At 60.6% G+C, this 19,685-nt stretch carries 19 protein-coding genes; 9 read left to right on the plus strand and 10 right to left on the minus strand.

The features are described 5' to 3' along the window. Positions 1–102: 102 nt before the first annotated feature. On the minus strand, positions 103–3,828 hold the full coding sequence (putA, locus tag AB2L51_RS03775) for a bifunctional proline dehydrogenase/L-glutamate gamma-semialdehyde dehydrogenase PutA (protein WP_395581093.1): 3,726 nt from the start codon (positions 3,826–3,828) through the stop codon (positions 103–105). A 104-nt stretch (positions 3,829–3,932) separates the two neighbouring features. Beyond that, positions 3,933–4,637 carry a GntR family transcriptional regulator gene (locus AB2L51_RS03780; protein ID WP_395581094.1) on the minus strand — a complete coding sequence of 235 codons (705 nt, stop codon included), beginning with the start codon at positions 4,635–4,637 and terminating at the stop codon, positions 3,933–3,935. Positions 4,638–5,202: 565 nt separating this feature from the next. Between AB2L51_RS03780 and AB2L51_RS03785 the strand changes: the two genes are divergently transcribed. Then, on the plus strand, positions 5,203–5,643 hold the full coding sequence (locus tag AB2L51_RS03785) for a DUF2501 domain-containing protein (RefSeq protein ID WP_395581095.1): 441 nt from the start codon (positions 5,203–5,205) through the stop codon (positions 5,641–5,643). A gap of 207 nt (positions 5,644–5,850) precedes the next feature. Further along, complete coding sequence (gene acs, locus AB2L51_RS03790) at positions 5,851–7,794, plus strand: acetate--CoA ligase (RefSeq protein WP_395581096.1); 1,944 nt, start codon at positions 5,851–5,853, stop codon at positions 7,792–7,794. Positions 7,795–7,827: 33 nt separating this feature from the next. On the opposite strand, the gene AB2L51_RS03795 is transcribed toward acs, so the two are convergent. Further along, positions 7,828–8,091 (minus strand): DUF1653 domain-containing protein, encoded by a 264-nt coding sequence (locus AB2L51_RS03795; protein WP_395581097.1) that lies wholly within the window; start codon positions 8,089–8,091, stop codon positions 7,828–7,830. A gap of 136 nt (positions 8,092–8,227) precedes the next feature. Here AB2L51_RS03795 and AB2L51_RS03800 point away from each other — a divergent pair, with 136 nt between their 5' ends. Both AB2L51_RS03800 and AB2L51_RS03805 read left to right on the plus strand, forming a co-directional pair. After that, on the plus strand, positions 8,228–8,731 hold the full coding sequence (locus tag AB2L51_RS03800) for a hypothetical protein (RefSeq protein ID WP_395581238.1): 504 nt from the start codon (positions 8,228–8,230) through the stop codon (positions 8,729–8,731). 4 nt (positions 8,732–8,735) lie between these two features. Then, positions 8,736–9,029, plus strand: a complete 294-nt coding sequence (locus AB2L51_RS03805) for a hypothetical protein (RefSeq protein ID WP_395581098.1) — start codon at positions 8,736–8,738, stop codon at positions 9,027–9,029. A 50-nt stretch (positions 9,030–9,079) separates the two neighbouring features. Here the strand turns inward: AB2L51_RS03805 and AB2L51_RS03810 are convergent, their stop codons facing one another. After that, a complete protein-coding gene (locus AB2L51_RS03810; protein WP_395581099.1) occupies positions 9,080–10,042 on the minus strand; it encodes an SAM-dependent methyltransferase in 963 nt (320 codons plus the stop codon). Further along, positions 10,039–10,407 carry a DUF423 domain-containing protein gene (locus AB2L51_RS03815; RefSeq protein ID WP_395581100.1) on the minus strand — a complete coding sequence of 123 codons (369 nt, stop codon included), beginning with the start codon at positions 10,405–10,407 and terminating at the stop codon, positions 10,039–10,041. The genes AB2L51_RS03810 and AB2L51_RS03815 overlap by 4 nt, the downstream gene beginning before the upstream one ends. 160 nt (positions 10,408–10,567) lie before the next feature. Between AB2L51_RS03815 and AB2L51_RS03820 the strand changes: the two genes are divergently transcribed. From AB2L51_RS03820 to AB2L51_RS03830, 3 genes are all read left to right on the plus strand, one after another. After that, complete coding sequence (locus tag AB2L51_RS03820) at positions 10,568–11,146, plus strand: cob(I)yrinic acid a,c-diamide adenosyltransferase (protein ID WP_395581101.1); 579 nt, start codon at positions 10,568–10,570, stop codon at positions 11,144–11,146. Between the two features lie 253 nt (positions 11,147–11,399). Beyond that, complete coding sequence (locus AB2L51_RS03825; RefSeq protein WP_395581102.1) at positions 11,400–12,059, plus strand: hypothetical protein; 660 nt, start codon at positions 11,400–11,402, stop codon at positions 12,057–12,059. A 31-nt stretch (positions 12,060–12,090) separates the two neighbouring features. Continuing rightward, a complete protein-coding gene (locus AB2L51_RS03830; protein WP_395581103.1) occupies positions 12,091–12,555 on the plus strand; it encodes a hypothetical protein in 465 nt (154 codons plus the stop codon). 108 nt (positions 12,556–12,663) lie between these two features. On the opposite strand, the gene AB2L51_RS03835 is transcribed toward AB2L51_RS03830, so the two are convergent. The 4 genes from AB2L51_RS03835 to cysQ form a co-directional block, all read right to left on the minus strand. Beyond that, entirely contained in the window at positions 12,664–14,103 is a 1,440-nt protein-coding gene (locus AB2L51_RS03835) for an FAD-binding oxidoreductase (RefSeq protein ID WP_395581104.1), read from the minus strand. 62 nt (positions 14,104–14,165) lie between these two features. Continuing rightward, positions 14,166–14,732 carry a hypothetical protein gene (locus AB2L51_RS03840; protein WP_395581105.1) on the minus strand — a complete coding sequence of 189 codons (567 nt, stop codon included), beginning with the start codon at positions 14,730–14,732 and terminating at the stop codon, positions 14,166–14,168. Then, entirely contained in the window at positions 14,729–15,730 is a 1,002-nt protein-coding gene (locus AB2L51_RS03845) for an L-threonylcarbamoyladenylate synthase (RefSeq protein WP_395581106.1), read from the minus strand. Before AB2L51_RS03845 ends, AB2L51_RS03840 begins: the two co-directional genes overlap by 4 nt. Before the next feature lie 107 nt (positions 15,731–15,837). Next, entirely contained in the window at positions 15,838–16,608 is a 771-nt protein-coding gene (gene cysQ, locus AB2L51_RS03850; protein WP_395581107.1) for a 3'(2'),5'-bisphosphate nucleotidase CysQ, read from the minus strand. 159 nt (positions 16,609–16,767) lie between these two features. On the opposite strand from cysQ, the gene AB2L51_RS03855 reads away from it, so the two are divergent. Next, positions 16,768–18,240, plus strand: coding sequence for a leucyl aminopeptidase (locus tag AB2L51_RS03855; RefSeq protein WP_395581108.1), 1,473 nt, complete (start codon positions 16,768–16,770; stop codon positions 18,238–18,240). Between the two features lie 45 nt (positions 18,241–18,285). Here AB2L51_RS03855 and AB2L51_RS03860 read toward each other — a convergent pair whose 3' ends face one another. After that, positions 18,286–18,732, minus strand: a complete 447-nt coding sequence (locus AB2L51_RS03860) for a DNA polymerase III subunit chi (RefSeq protein WP_395581109.1) — start codon at positions 18,730–18,732, stop codon at positions 18,286–18,288. 98 nt (positions 18,733–18,830) lie between these two features. Between AB2L51_RS03860 and AB2L51_RS03865 the strand changes: the two genes are divergently transcribed. Beyond that, positions 18,831–19,685, plus strand: coding sequence for an aldo/keto reductase (locus AB2L51_RS03865; RefSeq protein WP_395581110.1), 855 nt, complete (start codon positions 18,831–18,833; stop codon positions 19,683–19,685).

The following is a 19,685-nucleotide window of genomic DNA, read 5'->3' on the forward strand; positions in this document are numbered from 1 at the left end:
TCAGAGACTGGCGCTCTTGAGGAACGTCGCCTTTGTGGAAAAAGGCGACACCCGAAAACTTTTATCTGTTTACGGGATATTTTGGGGTCCTCTCCCAAGTGTTTAGTTCAGGGTCATCAGGCTGGCGTTCCCCCCTGCTGCGGTGGTGTTGATGCTGCGGGACTGCTCCTCCAGCACGGCTTCGATCGAGGGCAGGCCATTCTGGGTGATATAGGCCGACACAACAGGCCCGCTGCCAGCAGCCAGCAGGGCGCGCGTGGCGCGGAATGCCGCGTTGTCCGCATCGCTCAGCAAAATGCTGCATGTGAGCGACCTGGCGGAGGAAACAGGCCGTACAAACTGCCCGATAGATGCTGGCAGGGTTGCAATGGCAGCCAGAAGCGTGGCGTCCGCCAGAATGGCTGCGGTGTTTCCGCCCGCCAGAGTGAGGGAGATCTGGTCATAAAGCCCCGCTGTGGTCTGGGCCATGCACAGCACCGTGCCTCGTGCGCCCAGCCTGTACAGGTTCAGCTCTCCCACAGGGCCGGGCAGGGTGATCTGGGCATTGGTCAGCGGCTGGCTGGCAAGGACTTGGGCGCGCTGGGCGGCTTCGCCTTCGCCTTGTGTGCGGAGCCAGTCTGCCCATTCGGTCATGGCCTGTGGGGTCGTGCCGCGCGCAATCTGTGGCAGGGCGGGCACCTGCGCCAGCAGGCGGCGCAGAATAAGCGGCCCCCCCGCTTTTGGCCCCGTGCCAGACAGGCCACGCCCGCCAAAGGGCTGCACGCCGACAACCGCGCCAATGGTGTTGCGGTTGACGTACAGATTGCCCGCGTCCACCTGCTCCAGAACGCTCTGCACGGTGGAATCCAGTCGGGTATGCAGGCCAAAGGTCAGGCCGTAGCCGGTGGCGTTAATGTCTGCCAGCACAGAAGCAAGCTGGGCGCGTGGGTAGCGCAGCACATGCAGGACGGGGCCAAACACTTCCTGCCCGACCTCCCGAATGGACATGACCTCGATCAGTGTTGGCGGCACAAAGCTGCCATTGGCACAGTGGTCTGGCACGGGCAGGGCGTGGACCGAGGCGTTTCTGCTGCGGAAGGCTTCAATATGCGCGGTAATGCCGGCAGCGGCCTCGGGGGTAATGACCGGCCCCACGTCGGTTGCCAGAAGGCTGGGGTCACCTAGCCGCAGTTCCTGCATGGCGCCGCGCAACATGGCCAGAATGTGGTCCGCGCAGTCGTCCTGCACGCACAGGATACGCAGGGCGGAACAGCGCTGGCCTGCACTGTCAAACGCCGAGGCCAGCACATCTGCCACAACCTGCTCCGCCAGTGCGGACGAATCTACGATCATGGCGTTCTGTCCGCCGGTTTCGGCCACAAATGGCACGGGCTGGCCGGTGGCTGTGCGCCGGTCGAGCAGTTGGCGGTTGATCAGTCGGGCCACAGCGGTGGAGCCGGTGAACATGACCCCCATGATCCGGGCATCGCCTACAAGGGCTGCCCCCATATCGCCCTCGCCGGGCAGGAGTTGCAGGGCAGGGGCGGGTATGCCTGCTTCGTGCAGAAGGGCAACCGCCACGGCTGCAATCAGGGGTGTTTCTTCCGCCGGTTTGGCAATGACGGCGTTGCCGGCGGCAAGGGCTGCGGCAATCTGGCCAATAAAAATGGCAAGCGGGAAGTTCCACGGGCTAATGCAGGCCACAACGCCAAGGGGGATATGGGTCGTGTTATTAAAATCACGCTGGATGGCGGTGGCGTAGTAACGCAGGAAGTCTACCGCCTCGCGGATTTCGGCCACAGCGTTGGGGAGTGATTTGCCTGCTTCACGGCAGATCAGGGCCATAAGGGCTGGGTGGCGGTCTTCCAGCAGGCTGGCGGCTTTGAGCAGGCATTCCGCCCGTGCGGCGGGGGGCTGGGCTGCCCAGTCCGCAAAGCCTTTTTGTGCGGTGTCCACGGCCTGTTTTACGGTGTCCGGCGTGGCGTAGGTAACATGGCCCACCAGATCCCGCCGGTCGGCGGGGTTGGTGACCGGGTGTGGGGTGCCTCCGGGTGTTGCTCCGGGCACAATGGGGGCGGCCTGCCACTGCCGGGGAGCGGCTGCAATGCCTGCTGCCAGTGCCTCAAGTGCGCGGTCATCAGCCAGATCAATTCCTGCGGAGTTCTGGCGTTCTGGCGCGAACAGATTGAGCGGTTTGCGGATTTCGGAATGAGGGGCCCCAAACGGCGTGTAGCGCTGGGCCGATGTGACGGGGTTTTCAATCAGGGAGGAAACGGCAATGGCGCTATCCCCGATCTGGTTGACAAAGGAGGAGTTTGCCCCGTTTTCCAGCAGGCGGCGGACCAGATAGGCCAGTAGTGTCTCATGCGTGCCAACTGGTGCGTAAATGCGTGCGGGGCGGTTGAGTTTGTCTGCCCCGACAACCTGGTGGTAGAGGGGTTCGCCCATGCCGTGCAGGCATTGGAACTCGTAAGACCCGATCTCGTATTTTTGCCCTGCCAGAGTGTAAATGGTGGCAAGGGTGCGGGCATTGTGGGTGGCAAACTGGGGGAAAATCACATCCCGCGCGTTCAGCAGTTTGCGCGCGCAGGCAATGTAGCTGATGTCTGTATGGCATTTGCGGGTGTACACAGGGTAGTCTGCCATGCCCTCGACCTGTGCTTTTTTAATTTCGCTGTCCCAGTAAGCGCCTTTAACAAGGCGCACCATAATCCGCCGGTTTGTGCGCTTTGCCAGATCAATAATGTAATCCAGCACAAAGGGGGCGCGCTTGCCGTAGGCCTGCACCACAAAGCCAATGCCGTTCCAGCCTTCCAGCCCCGGTGTGGCGCATAGGGCTTCCAGCAGGTCGAGCGAAATATCAAGCCGCTCGCTTTCTTCGGCATCAATGTTGATGCCAATGTCATACTGGCGGGCGAGCAGGGTCAGTTCCTGCACAACAGGCAGGAGTTCCCCCATGACCCGCGCATGCTGGGCGCGGGCATAGCGGGGGTGCAGGGCGGAAAGTTTGATGGAAATACCGGGGCGTTCGTATACATTGCTCCCTTTGGCGCTACGGCCGATAACGTTAATGGCGTTAATGTAGTCCTGCCGGTAACGCTGGGCATCTGCTGCGGTGTAGGCGGCTTCTCCGAGCATGTCGTAGGAATAGGCGAAGCCGATTTCTTCAAGTTTTGCGCTGTTCCTGCGTGCCTGCTCAATGGTCTGGCCCAGCACGAACTGTTCGCCCATCATGCGCATGGCCGCATCCACGGCTTTACGAATAACGGGGCGCGTGCTCCGTTCCACAAAACCCATGAGCGCGCCAGAGAGTGTTCTGTCATTATGCTCGGCCACCACACGGCCTGTCAGGGCCAGCCCCCATGCGGCAGCATTGGCAAAGAGTGGTTTGCCGCGCCCTACGTGAGAGAGCCAGTCGCTCTCACCAATCTTGTCCTGAATAAGGGCATCGCGCGTTGCCATGTCGGGAATACGCAGCAGGGCTTCGGCCAGACACATCAGCGCCACGCCCTCGGCGGAGGAAAGGGCAAATTCCTGCACCAGTGTTTCCACCAGTCCGGGGTTGCGTTGGCTGCGCAGGGTTTCGGCCAGTCTGGTGGCCAGTGCGGCCACGGCGTTGTCCTCTGGCGCGCTCAGCGTTGCAGCGGGGGCCAGCGTCTCCATGCATGTCTGCTCGGGGCGGCGGATGGCCTGTGTAATTGCTTTGCGCAGCGGCGTGCGGGAGGAAAAATCGGGGGCAAATGTGTTGGTAGAGGACATGGCGTTGTTCATCCGAATCAACCGCCAAACCGGGCCTCTGCGGGGGCGCAGGTTGGTTTTGGCTTCACAATGATTTTTTCGCTCTGACACGATAATATATGATTTGCAACATCATATATTATTCAATCAGGCATGATACATCGGCCGCATAAACAAGTGTTTGTAAAATATGGATTTTTATAAGCTGAAAACGCTCAGCCCGGACTGTGTCCGGCCTGCCTGCGACGGAAGACATCCACCGAGATTCTGGCGGCTTCCAGAATATGGATGCGCGTCAGCCGGGCACACAAATCCGCATCCCGGTCACGGCAGGCGTCCAGAATAGCCTTGTGCTCGTCATGGGTAATGGTTGTGCGGCCCTCAATAATCAGGTGGCCGCGTATGTAACGGTCCAGTCTGGTATTCAGGTCCTCTATCATTTCCAGCAGGCGCGGGCGGGGGGCCGCGGCATAGATGGCATTATGGAACGCACGGTTAAGAACACCTGAGCGGATCATGCCCTGCGCGCCTTCCACTCCGGCTACAAAGGCTTCGTAGGCGTCTTCCACGCGGGCAAAGTCAACACGGCTCATGTTGCGCACGCCTTCGGCTGCGGCCTGTTCTTCCAGCACTGCGCGAATCTGGGAGTATTCCAGAATATCGGCTTCATCCAGACCAATAACCAGCGCGCCCTTGTTGGGGGTAAACGCGACCAGTCCTTCGGCCTCAAGGTGTTTGAGCGCTTCACGCACGGGGATAATGCTGACCCCGAACCCGGCGGCCAGTTCAGACTGTGGCAGGGCGCGGCCCGCTGGTAGCTGGTCTTCCAGTATGGCCTTGCGCAAAGCCGTGCAGATGCTCTCTGACGCGGTGCCATGCGGTGCAATTTCAACACTTTTGAAAAGGCTGGCAGGCAGCATGTCGGTATAAGCTCCCGCTTAACTTTGTTACGCACTCGTTAAGGTTGTTATAGGCATGGATGCCCGAACTGTTCAATCGGCCAGTCGCCCGACTGACCGATTGCAGCCTGTACCGGGCAGATGGACCGGGGGTGGAGTGTTATATCACCTGATCGTGATGCCCCCCTGATCGGGCGGGAAAACACTCTCGCCAGCTTGGTGCGGAGCGTCTGGTGGAAGGCGGATTTCCCTGTCAGGGCACGGTTTGGTCATGAAGGCGGGCTGAGTTGGGTAAAAGCGGCATAGGGCCAGCAAAATTACAGAAGACAAAGATAATATCGTAATGTTTCAAGACCCTTATTTTATGTCCGGTGGGTTATCGTACCATTTATGGCCTGTTTGCATAGGCGCGCAGGGTCCAGCGGCATGGTGGCGCGGCAGGGCGCCGTTTCTGTTATGACAGGCATGGTGCTGCTCCACATGGACAGGACTGTGGGCTGCCATGTTTTTTGTGCGCGCGGGGGCTGCTTGATCTTTGCGGGGGTTACGGGGCAGTTTGGCGCATATTCCGTTTGGGAGATTCTGAATGAAACTGTTTGCCGTGCGTGCCTTGTCGGCGCTAGCCCTTACCACGTCCGTGCTGGCATCCGTGCCAGTACTTGCTCATGCAGAGGATAAGACCCTCACCATGCCGGTCATTCGCGGGGGGGATAAGTCTCTCCTCTCAACCGTGGACCCATCGGGTTATGTGGCCTCCATTGACCCGAAGGAAAACGCAGGTCTGCTGAACTACTGCGTCCAGAACGAATACGTGCCGGATTATGACGACGCCTTCCGCACGCTGCTTGAATACAACAAGAAGACCAATGCCGTGTCCGATGGTGCGGATGGCAACATGTTCTATGCGATCGGCTCCGCGGGCCAGATTCGCCTGAACGACCATACCTACACCGTGGCAATGGCAACCCTGCCGCTGCGCCAGAAGACCTGCAAGGCCGTTCTCGAACGTGCCAAGGCTGCTCTGTAATAACAGGGTCAGGTCCTTGTTCCGTGCCAACCGGAATGAAGGTGTGGAATAAAAACGGCATAACAAAAAAGGCTGGTCACTGCTGTGGCCAGCCTTTTTTTATGCCTGCCCGGTCACTTTATGTGCCTGTAGGGGTGTGCATGTCTTTCCTCTGACGGCGTGATATGGTCAAAGACCATCTGGTTCGGGTGCAAAATAAGAACGTAAATGAAAGGACCAGTCCGAGTGGAAGAAAATATTCCCTGCACGACGGAGACAGGTGTCTCTGATCGCTACCTTGATCAAGTGCAGCGTGCGCAACGCGATCCGGAGGCCTTCTGGCTGTCGCAGGCGCGCAGACTGGTCTGGCATAAAGCGCCTTCTCACGCCTCCCGTTCCGACTTTAACGGCGATGTGCGCGTAGACTGGTACGGTGATGGCCAGCTTAACGTGGCCGAAAACTGCCTTGACCGCCACGTGCTGACCCAGCCCGACAAGGCCGCCCTGATCTGGGAAGGGCAGGATGACGGGCAGAAACTGGTCCTGACCTACCGTGAACTGCATGCGCAGGTCTGCCGCCTTGCCAATACGTTGCGCAGGCTGGGCGTTGGCAAGGGGGACCGTGTTGCCATTCACCTGCCCATGGTGGCCGAGGGCGTGGTGTCCATGCTGGCCTGCGCGCGGATTGGTGCGATCCATGTTGTGCTGTTTGGCGGTTTTTCGGCCGAAGGGCTGGCCGAGCGGCTTATGGACAGCGGCGCTGCTGTGGTGATTACCGCAGACGTGGCCCGGCGTGGGGCCAAGTCCATTCCCAGCAAGGTGACCATGGACGAGGCCCTGCTGGCCTGCGGTGCGGCCTGTACCGTGCGCCATGTGCTGGTGGTGCCTGTTACGGGTACGGAAGTGCCCATGCAGCCCGGCCGGGACCTGTCCTACACTGCGGAAGTGGCGATGGAGATTCCGGATTGCCCGCCCGAGGTCATGGATGCGTGTGACCCGCTGTTTCTTATGTACACTTCGGGCAGCACGGGGCGGCCCAAGGGGGTTGTGCATGGCACGGGGGGGTATCTGGTCTGGGCGTCCTATACGCATGAGGTGGTTTTTGCCGCCCAGCCGAACGACGTCTTCTGGTGCACGGCAGATACAAGCTGGATTACCGGGCATACCTATGTTGTTTACGGCCCGCTGTGTAACGGCGCGACAATCCTGATTTATGAGGGCCTGCCCTCATGGCCGCAGCCGGGCCAGTGGTGGGATGTGATCGACCGCAACAATGTGAGTGTCTTTTACACATCTCCTACCGTGGTGCGGGCTGTCATGCGCGAGGATGCGGATGTGGTGCGCAGCCGCTCCCTGTCCAGCCTGCGCGTGTTGGGCACGGTGGGCGAACCGATCAGCCCCGAGGCATGGCAATGGTTCCATGATGAGGTCGGCAAGGCATGCTGCCCCGTGGTGGACACATGGTGGCAGACCGAAACCGGGGGGGTCATGCTGACCTCCAGTGCCGGGCAGGTGCCGGGTCGGCCGGGGGCCGCAGGCCTGCCGTTGCCGGGTGTAAACGCCGTACTGGTGGATGCACAGACCCAGACGGAGGTTGAGGGGGCGGGGGATGGCCTTTTGTGCATGGCCCGCTCATGGCCCGGTCAGGCCATGACCCTGTGGGGGGACCATGAGCGTTTCCGCCAGACCTATTTTACCACCTGTCCGGGGCGCTACTTTTCGGGCGATGGCGCGCGGCGTGAGGCAGATGGATATTTCTGGATCACGGGCCGCGTGGATGATGTGGTGAATGTCTCTGGCCACCGGATTGGCACGGCGGAAATTGAAGATGCCGTGGCAACCGATGCCGAGGTGGTGGAAAGTGCCGCCGTTGGCGTGCCCCATGACCTGAAGGGGCAGGGGCTGGTGGTGTTTGTTGTGCCCCGTACTGAAGGGACGCTGGACCCCGCCGCCGTGCGCCGCGCCATTGCCGATGGGGTTGGCCGTTATGCGGTGCCGGAGCAGATTTACGTTGTGCGGGACCTGCCCAAAACCCGCTCTGGCAAAATTGTCCGTCGCCTGCTGCGCAAGATCGCTTCGCACGACCTGAGCAATCTGGGCGACCTTTCCACCCTGTCCGATCCGGATATTGTGGAAGAGATTATTGCCCAGGTTGCCGGGCAGGCAGGCTAGATCGTTCGGTCCGTGGCGTGTGAGGGGGTGTCCTTACGCGCCACGGGTTTGCTCTGGCTTATCCTCGATTAGTGCAAAACGTGGCACGCCCTGAACTGTCTGGAGCCACATGTCCAGCGGACGTACCCAGTAGGTTCCCTGTGACTCGCACCGGTAAGTGACCAGCCATTCCTCCGTCTCGCTGTGGCGGCCTACGCATAGAAGCGTGTACAATCCTCCCTTATAATGGCGGTAGAGGCCGGGCTTTGGGTGCCGGGGCTGTTCTGGCGTGGTATTTTGGCTTGTCTGCTCGGGCATGCTTGGGCTCTACTCCACAAAGGGGCTACTCTGGTCTGGTAAAACAAGGAATGTGCGCTTGAGGCATCGTGTAGGGTTGTATTGTGTGTTGGCAGGGTTGTCTGCCCTGCCGTGCGGTGTTTTTGGCGCAGCACAGGTGCTGGGCGCAAAGCCTGCCCGGCAGGGCGCATTCACCCATGGCAAAACCGATCCCGTGGCCCTGACTGACCAGCGCGGCAGTGCGCTGGACAGTGCCGCGCGTGAGCTGAACGCGGATGACCTTGCCGCCGCCGCCCGGCATAATGACAAACCGCTCGTGCTTGTGGGGTCAGCCCCCCTGTCTGCCAACGGTGCGAATATGGCGCTGTTTGTGCAGGTGCAGGCAGCCAGCCTGTGCGGGTCCGCCGGATGCTCGACAGATGTGTATGTCAAGCGCAACGGGGCATGGACCAAGGTGCTGGATTCCGTAAGCGGGCCTATTGAACTGCTGCCCACAACGCATGGGGGCCTGCGCGATATTCTGGTCGATGGCTCGGACCGCTGGGTGTGGAAGAACAACACTTACGTGGATACGCTGGTGGCGCAGGACGTGCCGGGACTGAAGGCTTCGGTGGAGGAGCATCAGGCGCATATGGACCAGCAGTCCGCAGACCGCCTGTAACCCTATGGCGCAAGATGAAGGCAGCATCCGGCTGACCGTAATCAAGACAGGGGTCACAATCGGGCTTACGGCCCTTCTGGTTTTTCTGCTGCGCTGGGTGTTGAGTGTTCTGCCCCGGTTTGATGCCATGACCGGCGGACACACCGGGGGGGATATTCTGCGTTTTCTGGCTTCCAACGGTCAGGCGCAGGCCCAGCAGACCGTTGCGGTTGTCATGATCGTGCTGTGTTTTGTGCTTGCCGTACTGCTGGTGCATGGCGCTGAACGCCTGCTCCACCACAGGCGGACCAGACGCTAGACATGTGACGACATGGGCTGGGCGTTATAGCCAGCCCGGCTTGTGCACGCTTAGGTTATGGTGGTGGGGAGGGGGGATACGCCTTTGTCGGCTGCCTCCTGTGACCAGAAGAATGTCAGTTCGTGCTTGTTATGCGCCAGATGGGCGAGTGCTCCGCCGGGTATGGCTTCAAAGGCAGCCACGGTTTCATGGTCTGTTTCACCCTGAAACTTGACTGTCAGCACAATGTTTTTGGTCTGCCCCGAATCAATCCATGCTCGGGTCAGGCGGAGCAGGCGCTGAGGATAGGCAATAATGTCAGAAAAAACCCAGTCCGTGGCGGGGAGCTGCTTTGGGTCCAGCCCAAATGCGCTGGCCTGCTGGAAGCTTACGCCCGGCATGGCCTCAACCGATGGAGCAAGGGGCGCGCGGTCAAATGCGGTTACCTGTGCGCCAAGGCTTGCCAGTGCCCATGTCCACCCACCCGGTGTGGCGCCCAGATCATAACACCGCTCCCCCGCAGTGGGCCAGCGGCCCAGCCGGGTGCAGGCCTCCCAGAGTTTAAGGTAGGCGCGGGAAGGTGGGTCTGTCCGGTTTTCCACAAACTCGGGTGCGCCATTGACAAACGGACTGGTTTTTGTGGCCGAAAACAGCAAGGAGGAGGTGTCCAGCAAGGTCCATGCCCCAAGTGGGCTGGTCGGTGCGGGGGTGGGGAAAACCAGAGGTGCGGCTTTGACCGGGGGCAGTTTTTGCACAATCAGCCCGGAGCGGCGGAAGTTGTCCACCGCATACAGGCTCCAGTTGCGCTGGATGGCGCGCAGCGTGTCTGACGCATTGCGGATGGAGGTAATGCTGGCGCGTTGCGGGTCAGTCCATATATCCAGCGCCCAGGGGGAGTAGAGTGCCTTGTGGGTGGAAAGGGCAAGCATGCCATGCCATGCCGCAACCTCCACTCCACGGAGCAGCAGGTCCTCTTGCAAAACGTGTTTAAGCCCGTCCGCTGCCAGCCATGCGCCCTGTATGGAGGTACTCATGACCGGCGGACCCAGCCTGCGGCAAGCACCAGCCAGGAAAGAATGAGAATGCTGCCGCCAATAGGGGCAATATGGCTGCCATGGTGGCCGGTAAAAGCCGTATTGTACACACCGGCACAGAACAGGAGCGTGCCCACCAGTACCCCGCTGCCCCCTGCGATGAAGATGCGGTTGGTGCGTTCAGCCAGCCCAAGCCCCAGAACCAGCAGGGCAATGCCCTGCCACATCTGCATATCCATGGCGCTACGCGCCATGACCCGCCCCCCTTCGGCAAAATGCGCATCGGGCAGGTGTGCGGTCAAAGCGCCCATAATAGTCCCTGTGGCAACAAGGAGTGCACCACAGATCCGCCATAGACGTGTCATGAAAGGTCCGGTCAACATCATTAAAGCTGTATAGGCGCGTCTGTGACAAACGGGAATAGGACGGCATGGTCTGTTCCCGATTTTAGTCTTTGCAATACCGGGTAAGGTGGTGCGATTTGTACGAATACAGGAATAAAGGTCAGCATCAGGAGCCCGGGGTATGAGCATACGGATTGATAAAATTGTAACCCGTGGCGGAGATGGCGGGCAGACATCGCTCGGTGACGGGTCACGCGTTGCCAAGGACGAAGTCCGTATAGAAGTTCTGGGTGCGCTGGATGAGATCAATGCCATGGTCGGTCTGGTGCAGGCGCACATTCCGGCAGATGGCAGCGCTGCCCGGCAGCTGACAGAGGTGCAGAATCTGCTGTTTGATATGGGAGCCGATATCTGCCTGCCTGAAGACGGCCCCATGGCCGCACGCGCCCGTCGTGTGGAGGAGGCTGCCCTGCTGGTGCTTGAGCGCAGGATAGAGGAACTAAGGGTCCGCCAGTCTCCTCTTGACGGGTTTGTACTGCCCGGTGGTTCCGTGCCAGCGGCAATGGCGCACATGACCCGCACACAGATCCGCAGGGCCGAACGCCGCATGGTGGCTCTGGCGCGGGTAGAAAAGGTGAATCCGGTTTTGCTGAAAATACTGAACAGATTATCCGATTACTTTTTTGTGCTGGCCCGTCACTTCAACCATGACGGACAGACGGATATTGTGTGGCAACCCGTGCCAGAAGGCGAAAAATAGCGCCCCGCTGTACAACCTCTTGGAAAAAGAGGGGGGATATGTTATGGAGGACCACAGCAGACATTGCCTGCGTGGCAGTGTGCAAAATACCCTGCTGCCGGTGCTGCGGCCATATCTCTGTTTTTATTATACCGTCCGGCTATGACCATAGATGCTTTGCATCTGTCCTGTACGGGCGCCATAAAAACACAATTGGTTTTCTGGCAGCTTTTAATACAGTCCATAATATATCTGAAACGTGACATCTGAATTCATGAATACATCATCTTTTCTCTCTGCCCCCGTAGTCGACAGGGATCATGAGGAAGGGCTTGAAGAAGCGTCCATGCGCAATGCGCTTGAGCGTATTGGACATTCCGCCCGCCCCCGTTCCCCCGCTGTTCCGCAACCCCGTCCTGCTGTCGAGAATGCCAACAACAAGCGCCGCCGCTTCGTGCGCGATGGTGAGGTGCAGGTGGAAAAACATTCCCTTGCGCGCACAACGCCGCGTACGGTTGCCGCACCACGGATTGCAGGCACTTCCCGCGCTGTGCATTTTAATGAAGAAGACAACAGCGAACTTTCCCGCCTGCGCCGCCAGTTGGCGGAAGAAAAGCTGCGGGCGGAAGAAAATGACCGCCAGTTGGCGGACATGCAGGCTGTCCAGCGTGGGCTGACGACACGCATCGGCCATGCTGATGCCCTGATTGCCGAACAGAAAAACAAACTGGCCGAACGGGAAGCCGAACTGGCTCTTGCCGGGCGCGAAATTCGCGCCGGTCGCCGCCAGATAGAAGAGCAGGAGGCCGAAATAGCCGCCCTGCGTCGGCAACTGGACGCCAAACCGCGTGGCCGCCCCCGCAAGGAACCTGAGCAGGTTGACGCTGAGGAGAATGGGGAAGAGCCCCAGCCCGTCAAGTGGTGGAAGGATTAATCCCTGACCTTGCGTCAGAGGGTTTTCTGGTATGAAAAATAATACGGCCACCCCTACTCTGGCCCTTCTGGTTCTGGACGTGGCTCTGGGGGTGGCGTGTGTTGTGCTTCCCCCTGTTGTCATGGGGTTTGTCGGCCTGCTGCGTGATGTGTTTGGCGTGCTGGTGCTACCATTCAGCTTCCTGTTCGGGCTGGCGGGCTGGTCGTCTGATCTGTCCTCCCTTTCCAGTGTGCATGACGGTCTGGTGCCGCAGGCCACAAGCCACCCGCTTTATGCGGTTATGGCTGCCGTGGCGCTGGGTGTGGGGGGCGTGTGCTCCGTTCTGGCGTGCAATACACCACAGGGGGCCAGAGTTGAACGGGCTGCGGCCCCTATACTCACGGGCCTTGCAATACTCATGGTGGGGTTTGACCCCGGCCTGATTGTTCTGCCTGCTTTTATTTTACAAATACTGTGCTTTTGGTATCCAACACTGTCTTTTTCTTCACGGGGGTAATAAAGCCCTTATTGCGTGCGGGGGCAGTGTTTATGCCTGTGTGGGCCACAGGCCCGTGCCGGAATGGACCGGAGGCATGGGTTGTCATGCCCCCGGTCCTGTAACGGATTATGCCTGGGCGGGGGGTAAAACCTTGCCGGGGTTCATAAGGTCCTGCGGGTCCAGTGCGGCTTTGATCCGGCGCATGGTGTGCAGTTCCGCACCTCCACGCCAGGATGGCATCATGTAGGTTTTAAGCTGGCCGACCCCATGTTCGGCCGAAAAAGACCCGCCCAGTTTGCGCACGATTTCAGCCACCGTATCCATCATGGCGTGGTCCTGCGCCAGAAATGCTGCGGGGTCCGCACCTTCGGGCTGCACCAGATTAAAGTGGATGTTGCCGTCGCCAATATGGCCAAAGGGCGCAACCCGAATGCCCGGAATAAGAGCTTCGCAGGCTTTGGTGGCCGCTTCAATAAACTCCGGTATGGCCGCCAGTGGCACGGAGACATCGTTCTTGACCGATGCCCCTGCGCGTTTTTGTGCCTCGGCATGCTCTTCGCGGATCATCCACAGGCTCTGGCGCTGGCTTTCGCTTTCGGCCAGAACGGCGTCAGTTACCAGCCCGTTTTCCAGCGCGCTTCCCAGCACATCTTCCATCAGGCTGCGCAGGCTGTCATCAGCGCGGGGGCTGGCCAGTTCCACCAGCACATAGGCCGGAGCCGGGGCTTCCAGTGGCAGGGCGGCACCATCAATCAGCGTATTGACCAGCGCCATGGACGTGCCGGACATGAACTCGAACGCATGAATGGCGGAAGGGTCCTGCTTGCGGAAGGCCGCAAACAGGTTGAGTGCACCCTGCGGGTTTTCCACTGCGCAGAGTGCCGTCTCGCGCGAGCGTGGGGCGGGCTGAAGCTGGATGACCGCCTGCGTAATAATGCCCAGCGTGCCTTCCGAACCAACCAGAAGCTGGCGCAGCGCATACCCTGTGTTGTCCTTGCGGAGCTTGCGCATCAGGTTGAGCACACTGCCATCGGGCAGCACGGCCTGTAGCCCCAGAGCCAGTTCGCGTGCATTGCCGTAGCGCACCGTATTGTTGCCGCCTGCATTGGTGGCCAGAATCCCGCCAATATCAGCCGATCCTTCGGACGAGATGGAAAGCGGGAGCAATAGCCCCTGAGCGCTTGCCGCATCCTGCGCCGCTTTAAGGGTGACCCCTGCATCCACGGTCATGGTCAGGTCCGCATGGTCAATCGTGTGGATCTGGTTCATGCGGGTGGTGGAAATGACAACAGCCTGCCCGCTCGAATCCGGGGTGGCTCCCCCTACCATGCTGGTATTGCCTCCCTGAGGCACCATGGGCACGTTGTGTGCGTGGCACAGGGCCACGGCTTTGGCACAGTCCTCGGTATTGGCCGGGCGTAGCACTGCGGCACAATGGCCGTGGTAGAGGGCGCGCCAGTCCACACAGAACGGTTCTGTATCCGCAGGGTTGGTCAGAACACCCGAAGGGCCAAGGATCTGCACCAGCGCATCATGTAAGGACGGGGGGAGGGGCGTTTGTGGCATGGCTCTGGTTTTCCCTGCAAAAGCATAAAAAGACAAAATTGAACGCGCGGGCGGGTGACCCGTCAGTAAAGATAATGGGTGTTGTCGGCCATAGTATGGGCCGGCGGCGGGGGCGCAGGCCACAGGGCATGCACGGCCTGCGACCCCGCAACCCCCACCAGCATGCCAACCAGCAGGCCAATGGCAATGGTCAGCGGCTTCTGGACACGTTTGGCGGCCTGAAGTGTCGCCAGATGGGTCTGGAGTTCCGCCCGGGATTTCTGGGTCAGATAAAGTTCGGATTTGAGTGTTTCGTTCTGGGAGTGGGCAACACGCAGGTTGCGGTCCAGCCGGGTAATGCTGTCGGCCATTTCGCGCAGCTGTACGCGGTACTGGTCCGGCATATCCGTTGTTCTGGGCTTGCTGGCCGATGCCCGCGTGCCAGTCTGGCGGGTTGTGCTTTTGACCTTGGATGGATTGACCGCAATGGTCTGGAACAGGTTTTTGAGCGCTCCCCCGGTTGTGCTGTTCTTGCGGGCACGGTTGCGCAGGGCCTGCAGGGCCGTGTCCGACTGGCCGGGGTGGTCTTCAAGCACCAGCGCCAGAATGTCCGACAGGATTTTGAGTTCCTTGGGATCAATCTCGGTCATGGTGCCATGTCTTCTGTTCCGTCCTGCGGGCGGGGGGCTGCCGCGCGGTTCAGGCGGTCCTGTATGGCACGGCCCAGACCGTGCTGGGGTATGGGCTGCACGGCAATGCGACGTAACCCAAGGGCCTGCCCTGCGTGGTCCAGTGTGCGCAGGCCGGTAAACAGCCTTGCCGCGGCTTCTTCCAGATTTCCAGTGGTACTCAGGTTCCATACCAGCGGGGCAAGGGTGGGGCGGGTGGTGCCAAACGCCAGCAGGGCCTCGTCCGGCTGGGCCTGCAAGGCGTTCAGCCGCACAGGCAGGTGTGGCGCGTAATGCGAGACCATGCGACCGGGGGAATGTGGTGCTACATCACTTGCGGTTTGCGGCAGGCTTATGTGCGGGCAGATGGCGACAAGCTCTTCCAACGTTATGCCACCGGGGCGCAGCAGGGTGGGGGTGTTCGGGTCTGTCAGGTCCACCACGGTACTTTCCACCCCCACGGTGCAGGGGCCACTGTCCAGCACGGCGTCTATCCGGCCGTCCAGTTCCTCCAGCACATGGGCTGCGTCCACGGGGCTGATGCGGCCAGAGCGGTTGGCGGAAGGAGCGGCTATGGGGCGGTCCGCCTGTTCCAGCAGTGCGAGGGCTGTGGCGTTGGCGGGTACGCGCACTGCAAGGCTGGCAAGGCCATCTGCCGCCAGATCGCTAATGCTTGCCCCCGGCGCGCGGGGCAGAATGAGCGTAAGTGGCCCCGGCCAGAACGCCTGCGCCAGCCTGTGGGCCATGGCATTGGGCACCACCTGCGTAAATGCCGCCTGTGCATTGGCAAAATGGCTGATCAGCGGGTTAAAGCGCGGGCGGTTCTTGGCCTCAAAAATCCGCGCGACAGCCTGTGGCTGGCTGGCGTCTGCCCCAAGGCCATAAACCGTTTCCGTGCCAAAGGCCACAAGCCCACCAGCCCGCAGAATGCTGGCAGCAGTGGCAATGCCGCTTTGGGTGGCATCCAGACGTCTGGTCATGGTGTTCTCATGGCAACAGGGCGCAATCCGTAGGCCGATCAGTGAGGCTACAATGTTTTGGCAACAGGAGACCCCTGCGTAAAGGGGCTACGGTTGGCCTGCCCTGTTTATAGCGTTCCGGTACAGACAAAGGGAGGGTTTTTCCAGCCTGTTTTGCCATAAACAAGGGGGGAGCCATCCAGCAGCGTAATCTGGCCACCCGCGGCTTCCACAATGGCCTGCGGGGCGGCTGTGTCCCACTCCATGGTGGGGCCGAGGCGGGGGTACAGATCAACCAGTCCTTCCGCTACGCGGGCAAACTTTACGGCCGATCCGATATTGCCCAGATGTGCAATTTTTTTGCCATTCAGGTATTCGGCCAGACGGGTATCATCCGCATGATGGCGGGATGCCAGAACGCTCAGTCCTTCAGCAGGAGCCGTGCGGACATGAATAACCTGTAGCCCGTTTTTGTCCAGCCGGTGCGCACCCAGACCCACCCCCCCCGTATAAAGCTGGTGGTAGGCTGGCAGGGCCATGGCCCCCAGTGCGGCGTGGCCATTGCGGACAAGGCCGATATTGACGGTAAAATCGTCCCGTCCGGCGGCAAACTCACGTGTGCCGTCCAGCGGGTCCACCAGCCAGTAGGCCGGGGTGGCATAGGCTTGCAGACCTGCGGCAACTTCTTCTTCCGCAATAACGGGAATATCGGGTGTGGCTGCGCGCAGTCCACGCAGAATATGGGCTTCTGCCGCGTGGTCCGCCTCCGTTACGGGGGAGGAGTCGGTTTTGGTCACGGTCTCAAAACCCCGCGCGCGAATGGTGCGGATGATTTCGGCGGCTTCATTGGCCAGTCTGGCGGCAAGGGCCAGCAGGTCTGTATCTGCAAGGGTGCTCATGGGCGTAGCATACGCCAGCTTGGGGCCGCCGTCATGCCCTGTGGTGTGGTGTTGGTGTTTATCGTGCAATCGGGGCGTGGGGGTGGCTCTGGCTATTGCCAAGACAGGGTGGGGGACTTAGGCAGAATAGATGTGGTTTTCAGGGAGATTGGTCAAATCATGCTACAGATTGCATTTTCCACTCAGGTAGAGCCCACGGTCGGGGCGCTGGCCATTCTGGTGCCCGAAGGGGATGCGTACCCAACTGTTTTTCAGACATTTGACGCCGCAACGCAGGGCGCTCTCAGCCGTGCGGCCAAGGCAGAGGGGTTCAAGGGCAAGGACGGTACAAGCTGTGTTGTGCTGGCGCCATCTGACAGTTTTGAACGCATTGTGCTGGTCGGCATTGGCAAGGCTGGTGATGTGGACGCATGGGTGGCGGAAAAGGCAGGCGGGCTTGCGGCCTCCCTGCTGGCGCGTGCGCCAGAAGCGGCTGTGGCTGTAGGCGATTTTTCTGGCGCGCTGGCCGCCCATGTGGCCTTGGGCGCCGTGCTGGGCGCCTACCATTTTGGCCTCTACCAGACCAAAAAAGAAGACGACAAAAAACACGTGCTGGCCGAACTGTCCGTGCTGGGCGCGCATGTGGGTGCTGCAGAGGACCTCTGGCCGTCCCTGCAGGCCGTCGCTCGCGGCGTTGTGCTGACGCGTGATCTGGTGAGCGAACCGGCCAATGTGCTCAATCCGGTCGAGTTTGCCGAGCGCGCCACAACCCTGCGTGCGCATGGGCTGGAGGTAGAGGTGCTTGACGTTGCCGCCATGACCGAACTGGGCTTTGGTGCCCTGCTGGGTGTGGCGCAGGGGAGCGCCAATGAGCCGCGTACGGTGGTCATGCGCTGGAATGGCGGCAAGGAAGGGGATGCTCCCGTAGCCTTTATTGGCAAGGGCGTGACCTTTGACTCGGGTGGTATTTCCATCAAGCCCGCCGCCGGTATGGAAGATATGAAGTGGGACATGGCCGGTGCCGCAACGGTAACCGGGCTTATGGCTTCGCTTGCGCTGCGCAAGGCCCCGGTCAATGCTGTGGGTGTTGTGGGGCTGGTGGAAAACATGGTGTCCGGCACGGCCCAGCGTCCGGGGGATGTGGTGCGCAGCGCCTCTGGCCAGACAATTGAGGTGCTCAATACCGATGCCGAGGGCCGTCTGGTTCTGGCTGATGTGCTGTGGTACGCGCGGGACCGGTTTGCTCCGCGCCTTATGGTGGACCTTGCAACCCTGACCGGGGCGATCATTGTGGGCCTTGGCCACGAATATGCGGGCCTGTTCTCCAATGATGATGATCTGGCCGTGGGGCTGGCCGATGCCGGGGCCTTTACGGGCGAAAAGCTGTGGCGCATGCCTTTGGGCAAGGAATACGATGCGCTGCTGAAGTCCGATATTGCGGATATGCAGAACATTAGCGGTGGCCGGGCTGGTGGTTCCATTACCGCGGCACAGTTCCTCAAGCGCTTTGTGGGCGAAACCCCCTGGGCGCATCTGGATATTGCCGGGGTCGCCTGGGCCAGCAAGGCCAAAAACGGCCAGCCCAAAGGGGCAACGGGCTTTGGTGTACGCCTGCTTGACCGCTTTGTGCGTAACGGGTTTGAGCAGGGCTGAGCATACTCTGCTTCCGTCTGCCCGATTATACGGGCAGGCGGGTTTTTAGCGCGCGCGCTTCCAGCCCTTATCTTCCTGCCGCCAGTATGCCAGATCATGTCCCGCGTTGTGGGCCTGTGCCCAGCGTGCGCGGGCGGCGGTAACGGCGCTTTCGTCATGCCCGTCAAACAGGTCGAATATCCGCTCAAAGCGGGCGGGGTCCGCGCAGTGCCGGTTTTGCGTTAAAAACAGAAAACGCGCCTCGTTCGGGCAGTCATCCCCAGTGCTCAGCCATATGGGTTGCAGGTCGGGGCAGGCTATGCCCGCACTGCCATGGGGCAGCCAGCGCGGGGTGGCAATCTGCCAGAGTGTTTTGTCCAGTTCATCCAGCGCGGGTTTGTCCGTGCACCACACAACCGCTTTGTGTCCACTGTCCAGCGTGCGGGTCAACAGCATGGGCAAGGCTTCTGTCAGGCTGGTGCGGGTCAGGTGGTAAAAGCCGATCTGGGTCATATATCCACTATAACAGTCTTGCCGTGGGGCGGAACAGAGCATGGTCCTGCCCTGTTTTATGCTGCCTGATGGCCCGAGGATACAAGGAGAAACCCGTAATGGTCCAAACCATAACCCTGCCAGATGGCACAACTCTGCCCGCATTGGGGGCTGGAACATGGAATATGGGCGACACCCCCGCCCGCCGGGAGGAGGAAATAGCAAGTCTGCGTTACGCGGTGGAGCAGGGCATACAGGTTGTGGATACGGCGGAAATGTATGGCAATGGCCGGTCGGAAAAACTGGTGGGGGAGGCCATAGCTCCTTTGCGTGAACAGGTTTTTCTGGTCAGCAAGGTGCTGCCGGGCAATGCTTCAGCCCAAGGGGTTGCGCAAAGCTGCCGCCGTTCGCTCACACATCTGGGCACAGACAGGCTGGACCTTTACCTTCTGCACTGGCGCGGCAGCGTGCCACTGGCCGAAACCGTAGAGGCCTTCCGCACCCTCCAGCGCGAAGGGTTGATCCGCTACTGGGGCGTTTCCAATTTTGATACCGACGATATGCGCGACCTTGAAGGCTGCTCCCGGCCGGGGGAGTGCGTGGCCAATCAGGTGCTGTACAGTCTGGAACACCGGGGTGTGGAGTATGACCTGCTACAGGCGGACAGGCAGCGCAGGGTTGTCACCATGGCTTATTCTCCCATAGGGCAGGGGGGTGCGCTGCTGGCTCATCCTGCGCTGGCGCGGGTGGCGGCGCGGCATACCACATCGCTTGGTGCGGCAACGCCTGCGCAGGTTGCACTGGCCTGGGTGCTGCGCCAGCCCAATGTGCTCGCCATTCCCAAGGCAGGCAGCCCCGCGCATATGCGGTTGAATGTGGCCGCGGCGGAACTCAGGCTGGAGCCGCAGGATCTGGCGGAACTGGATGCCGCCTTTGCGCCCCCTGCCAGCAAGGAGCCGCTGGCCATGATCTGA

The organism is Acetobacter fabarum (genome assembly GCF_040702925.2).
Classification (GTDB): Bacteria; Pseudomonadota; Alphaproteobacteria; order Acetobacterales; family Acetobacteraceae; genus Acetobacter; species Acetobacter fabarum_B.

Bases quoted from the DNA above. Each gene is read 5' to 3' on its own strand.
- AB2L51_RS03780 (WP_395581094.1), bottom strand. From the start codon at position 4,637: ATGCTGCCTGCCAGCCTTTTCAAAAGTGTTGAAATTGCACCGCATGGC.
- AB2L51_RS03785 (WP_395581095.1), top strand. From the start codon at position 5,203: ATGAAACTGTTTGCCGTGCGTGCCTTGTCGGCGCTAGCCCTTACCACG.
- acs (WP_395581096.1), top strand. From the start codon at position 5,851: ATGAAAGGACCAGTCCGAGTGGAAGAAAATATTCCCTGCACGACGGAG.
- AB2L51_RS03795 (WP_395581097.1), bottom strand. From the start codon at position 8,091: ATGCCCGAGCAGACAAGCCAAAATACCACGCCAGAACAGCCCCGGCAC.
- AB2L51_RS03805 (WP_395581098.1), top strand. From the start codon at position 8,736: ATGGCGCAAGATGAAGGCAGCATCCGGCTGACCGTAATCAAGACAGGG.
- AB2L51_RS03810 (WP_395581099.1), bottom strand. From the start codon at position 10,042: ATGAGTACCTCCATACAGGGCGCATGGCTGGCAGCGGACGGGCTTAAA.
- AB2L51_RS03815 (WP_395581100.1), bottom strand. From the start codon at position 10,407: ATGACACGTCTATGGCGGATCTGTGGTGCACTCCTTGTTGCCACAGGG.
- AB2L51_RS03820 (WP_395581101.1), top strand. From the start codon at position 10,568: ATGAGCATACGGATTGATAAAATTGTAACCCGTGGCGGAGATGGCGGG.
- AB2L51_RS03825 (WP_395581102.1), top strand. From the start codon at position 11,400: ATGAATACATCATCTTTTCTCTCTGCCCCCGTAGTCGACAGGGATCAT.
- AB2L51_RS03830 (WP_395581103.1), top strand. From the start codon at position 12,091: ATGAAAAATAATACGGCCACCCCTACTCTGGCCCTTCTGGTTCTGGAC.
- AB2L51_RS03835 (WP_395581104.1), bottom strand. From the start codon at position 14,103: ATGCCACAAACGCCCCTCCCCCCGTCCTTACATGATGCGCTGGTGCAG.
- AB2L51_RS03840 (WP_395581105.1), bottom strand. From the start codon at position 14,732: ATGACCGAGATTGATCCCAAGGAACTCAAAATCCTGTCGGACATTCTG.
- AB2L51_RS03845 (WP_395581106.1), bottom strand. From the start codon at position 15,730: ATGACCAGACGTCTGGATGCCACCCAAAGCGGCATTGCCACTGCTGCC.
- cysQ (WP_395581107.1), bottom strand. From the start codon at position 16,608: ATGAGCACCCTTGCAGATACAGACCTGCTGGCCCTTGCCGCCAGACTG.
- AB2L51_RS03855 (WP_395581108.1), top strand. From the start codon at position 16,768: ATGCTACAGATTGCATTTTCCACTCAGGTAGAGCCCACGGTCGGGGCG.
- AB2L51_RS03860 (WP_395581109.1), bottom strand. From the start codon at position 18,732: ATGACCCAGATCGGCTTTTACCACCTGACCCGCACCAGCCTGACAGAA.
- AB2L51_RS03865 (WP_395581110.1), top strand. From the start codon at position 18,831: ATGGTCCAAACCATAACCCTGCCAGATGGCACAACTCTGCCCGCATTG.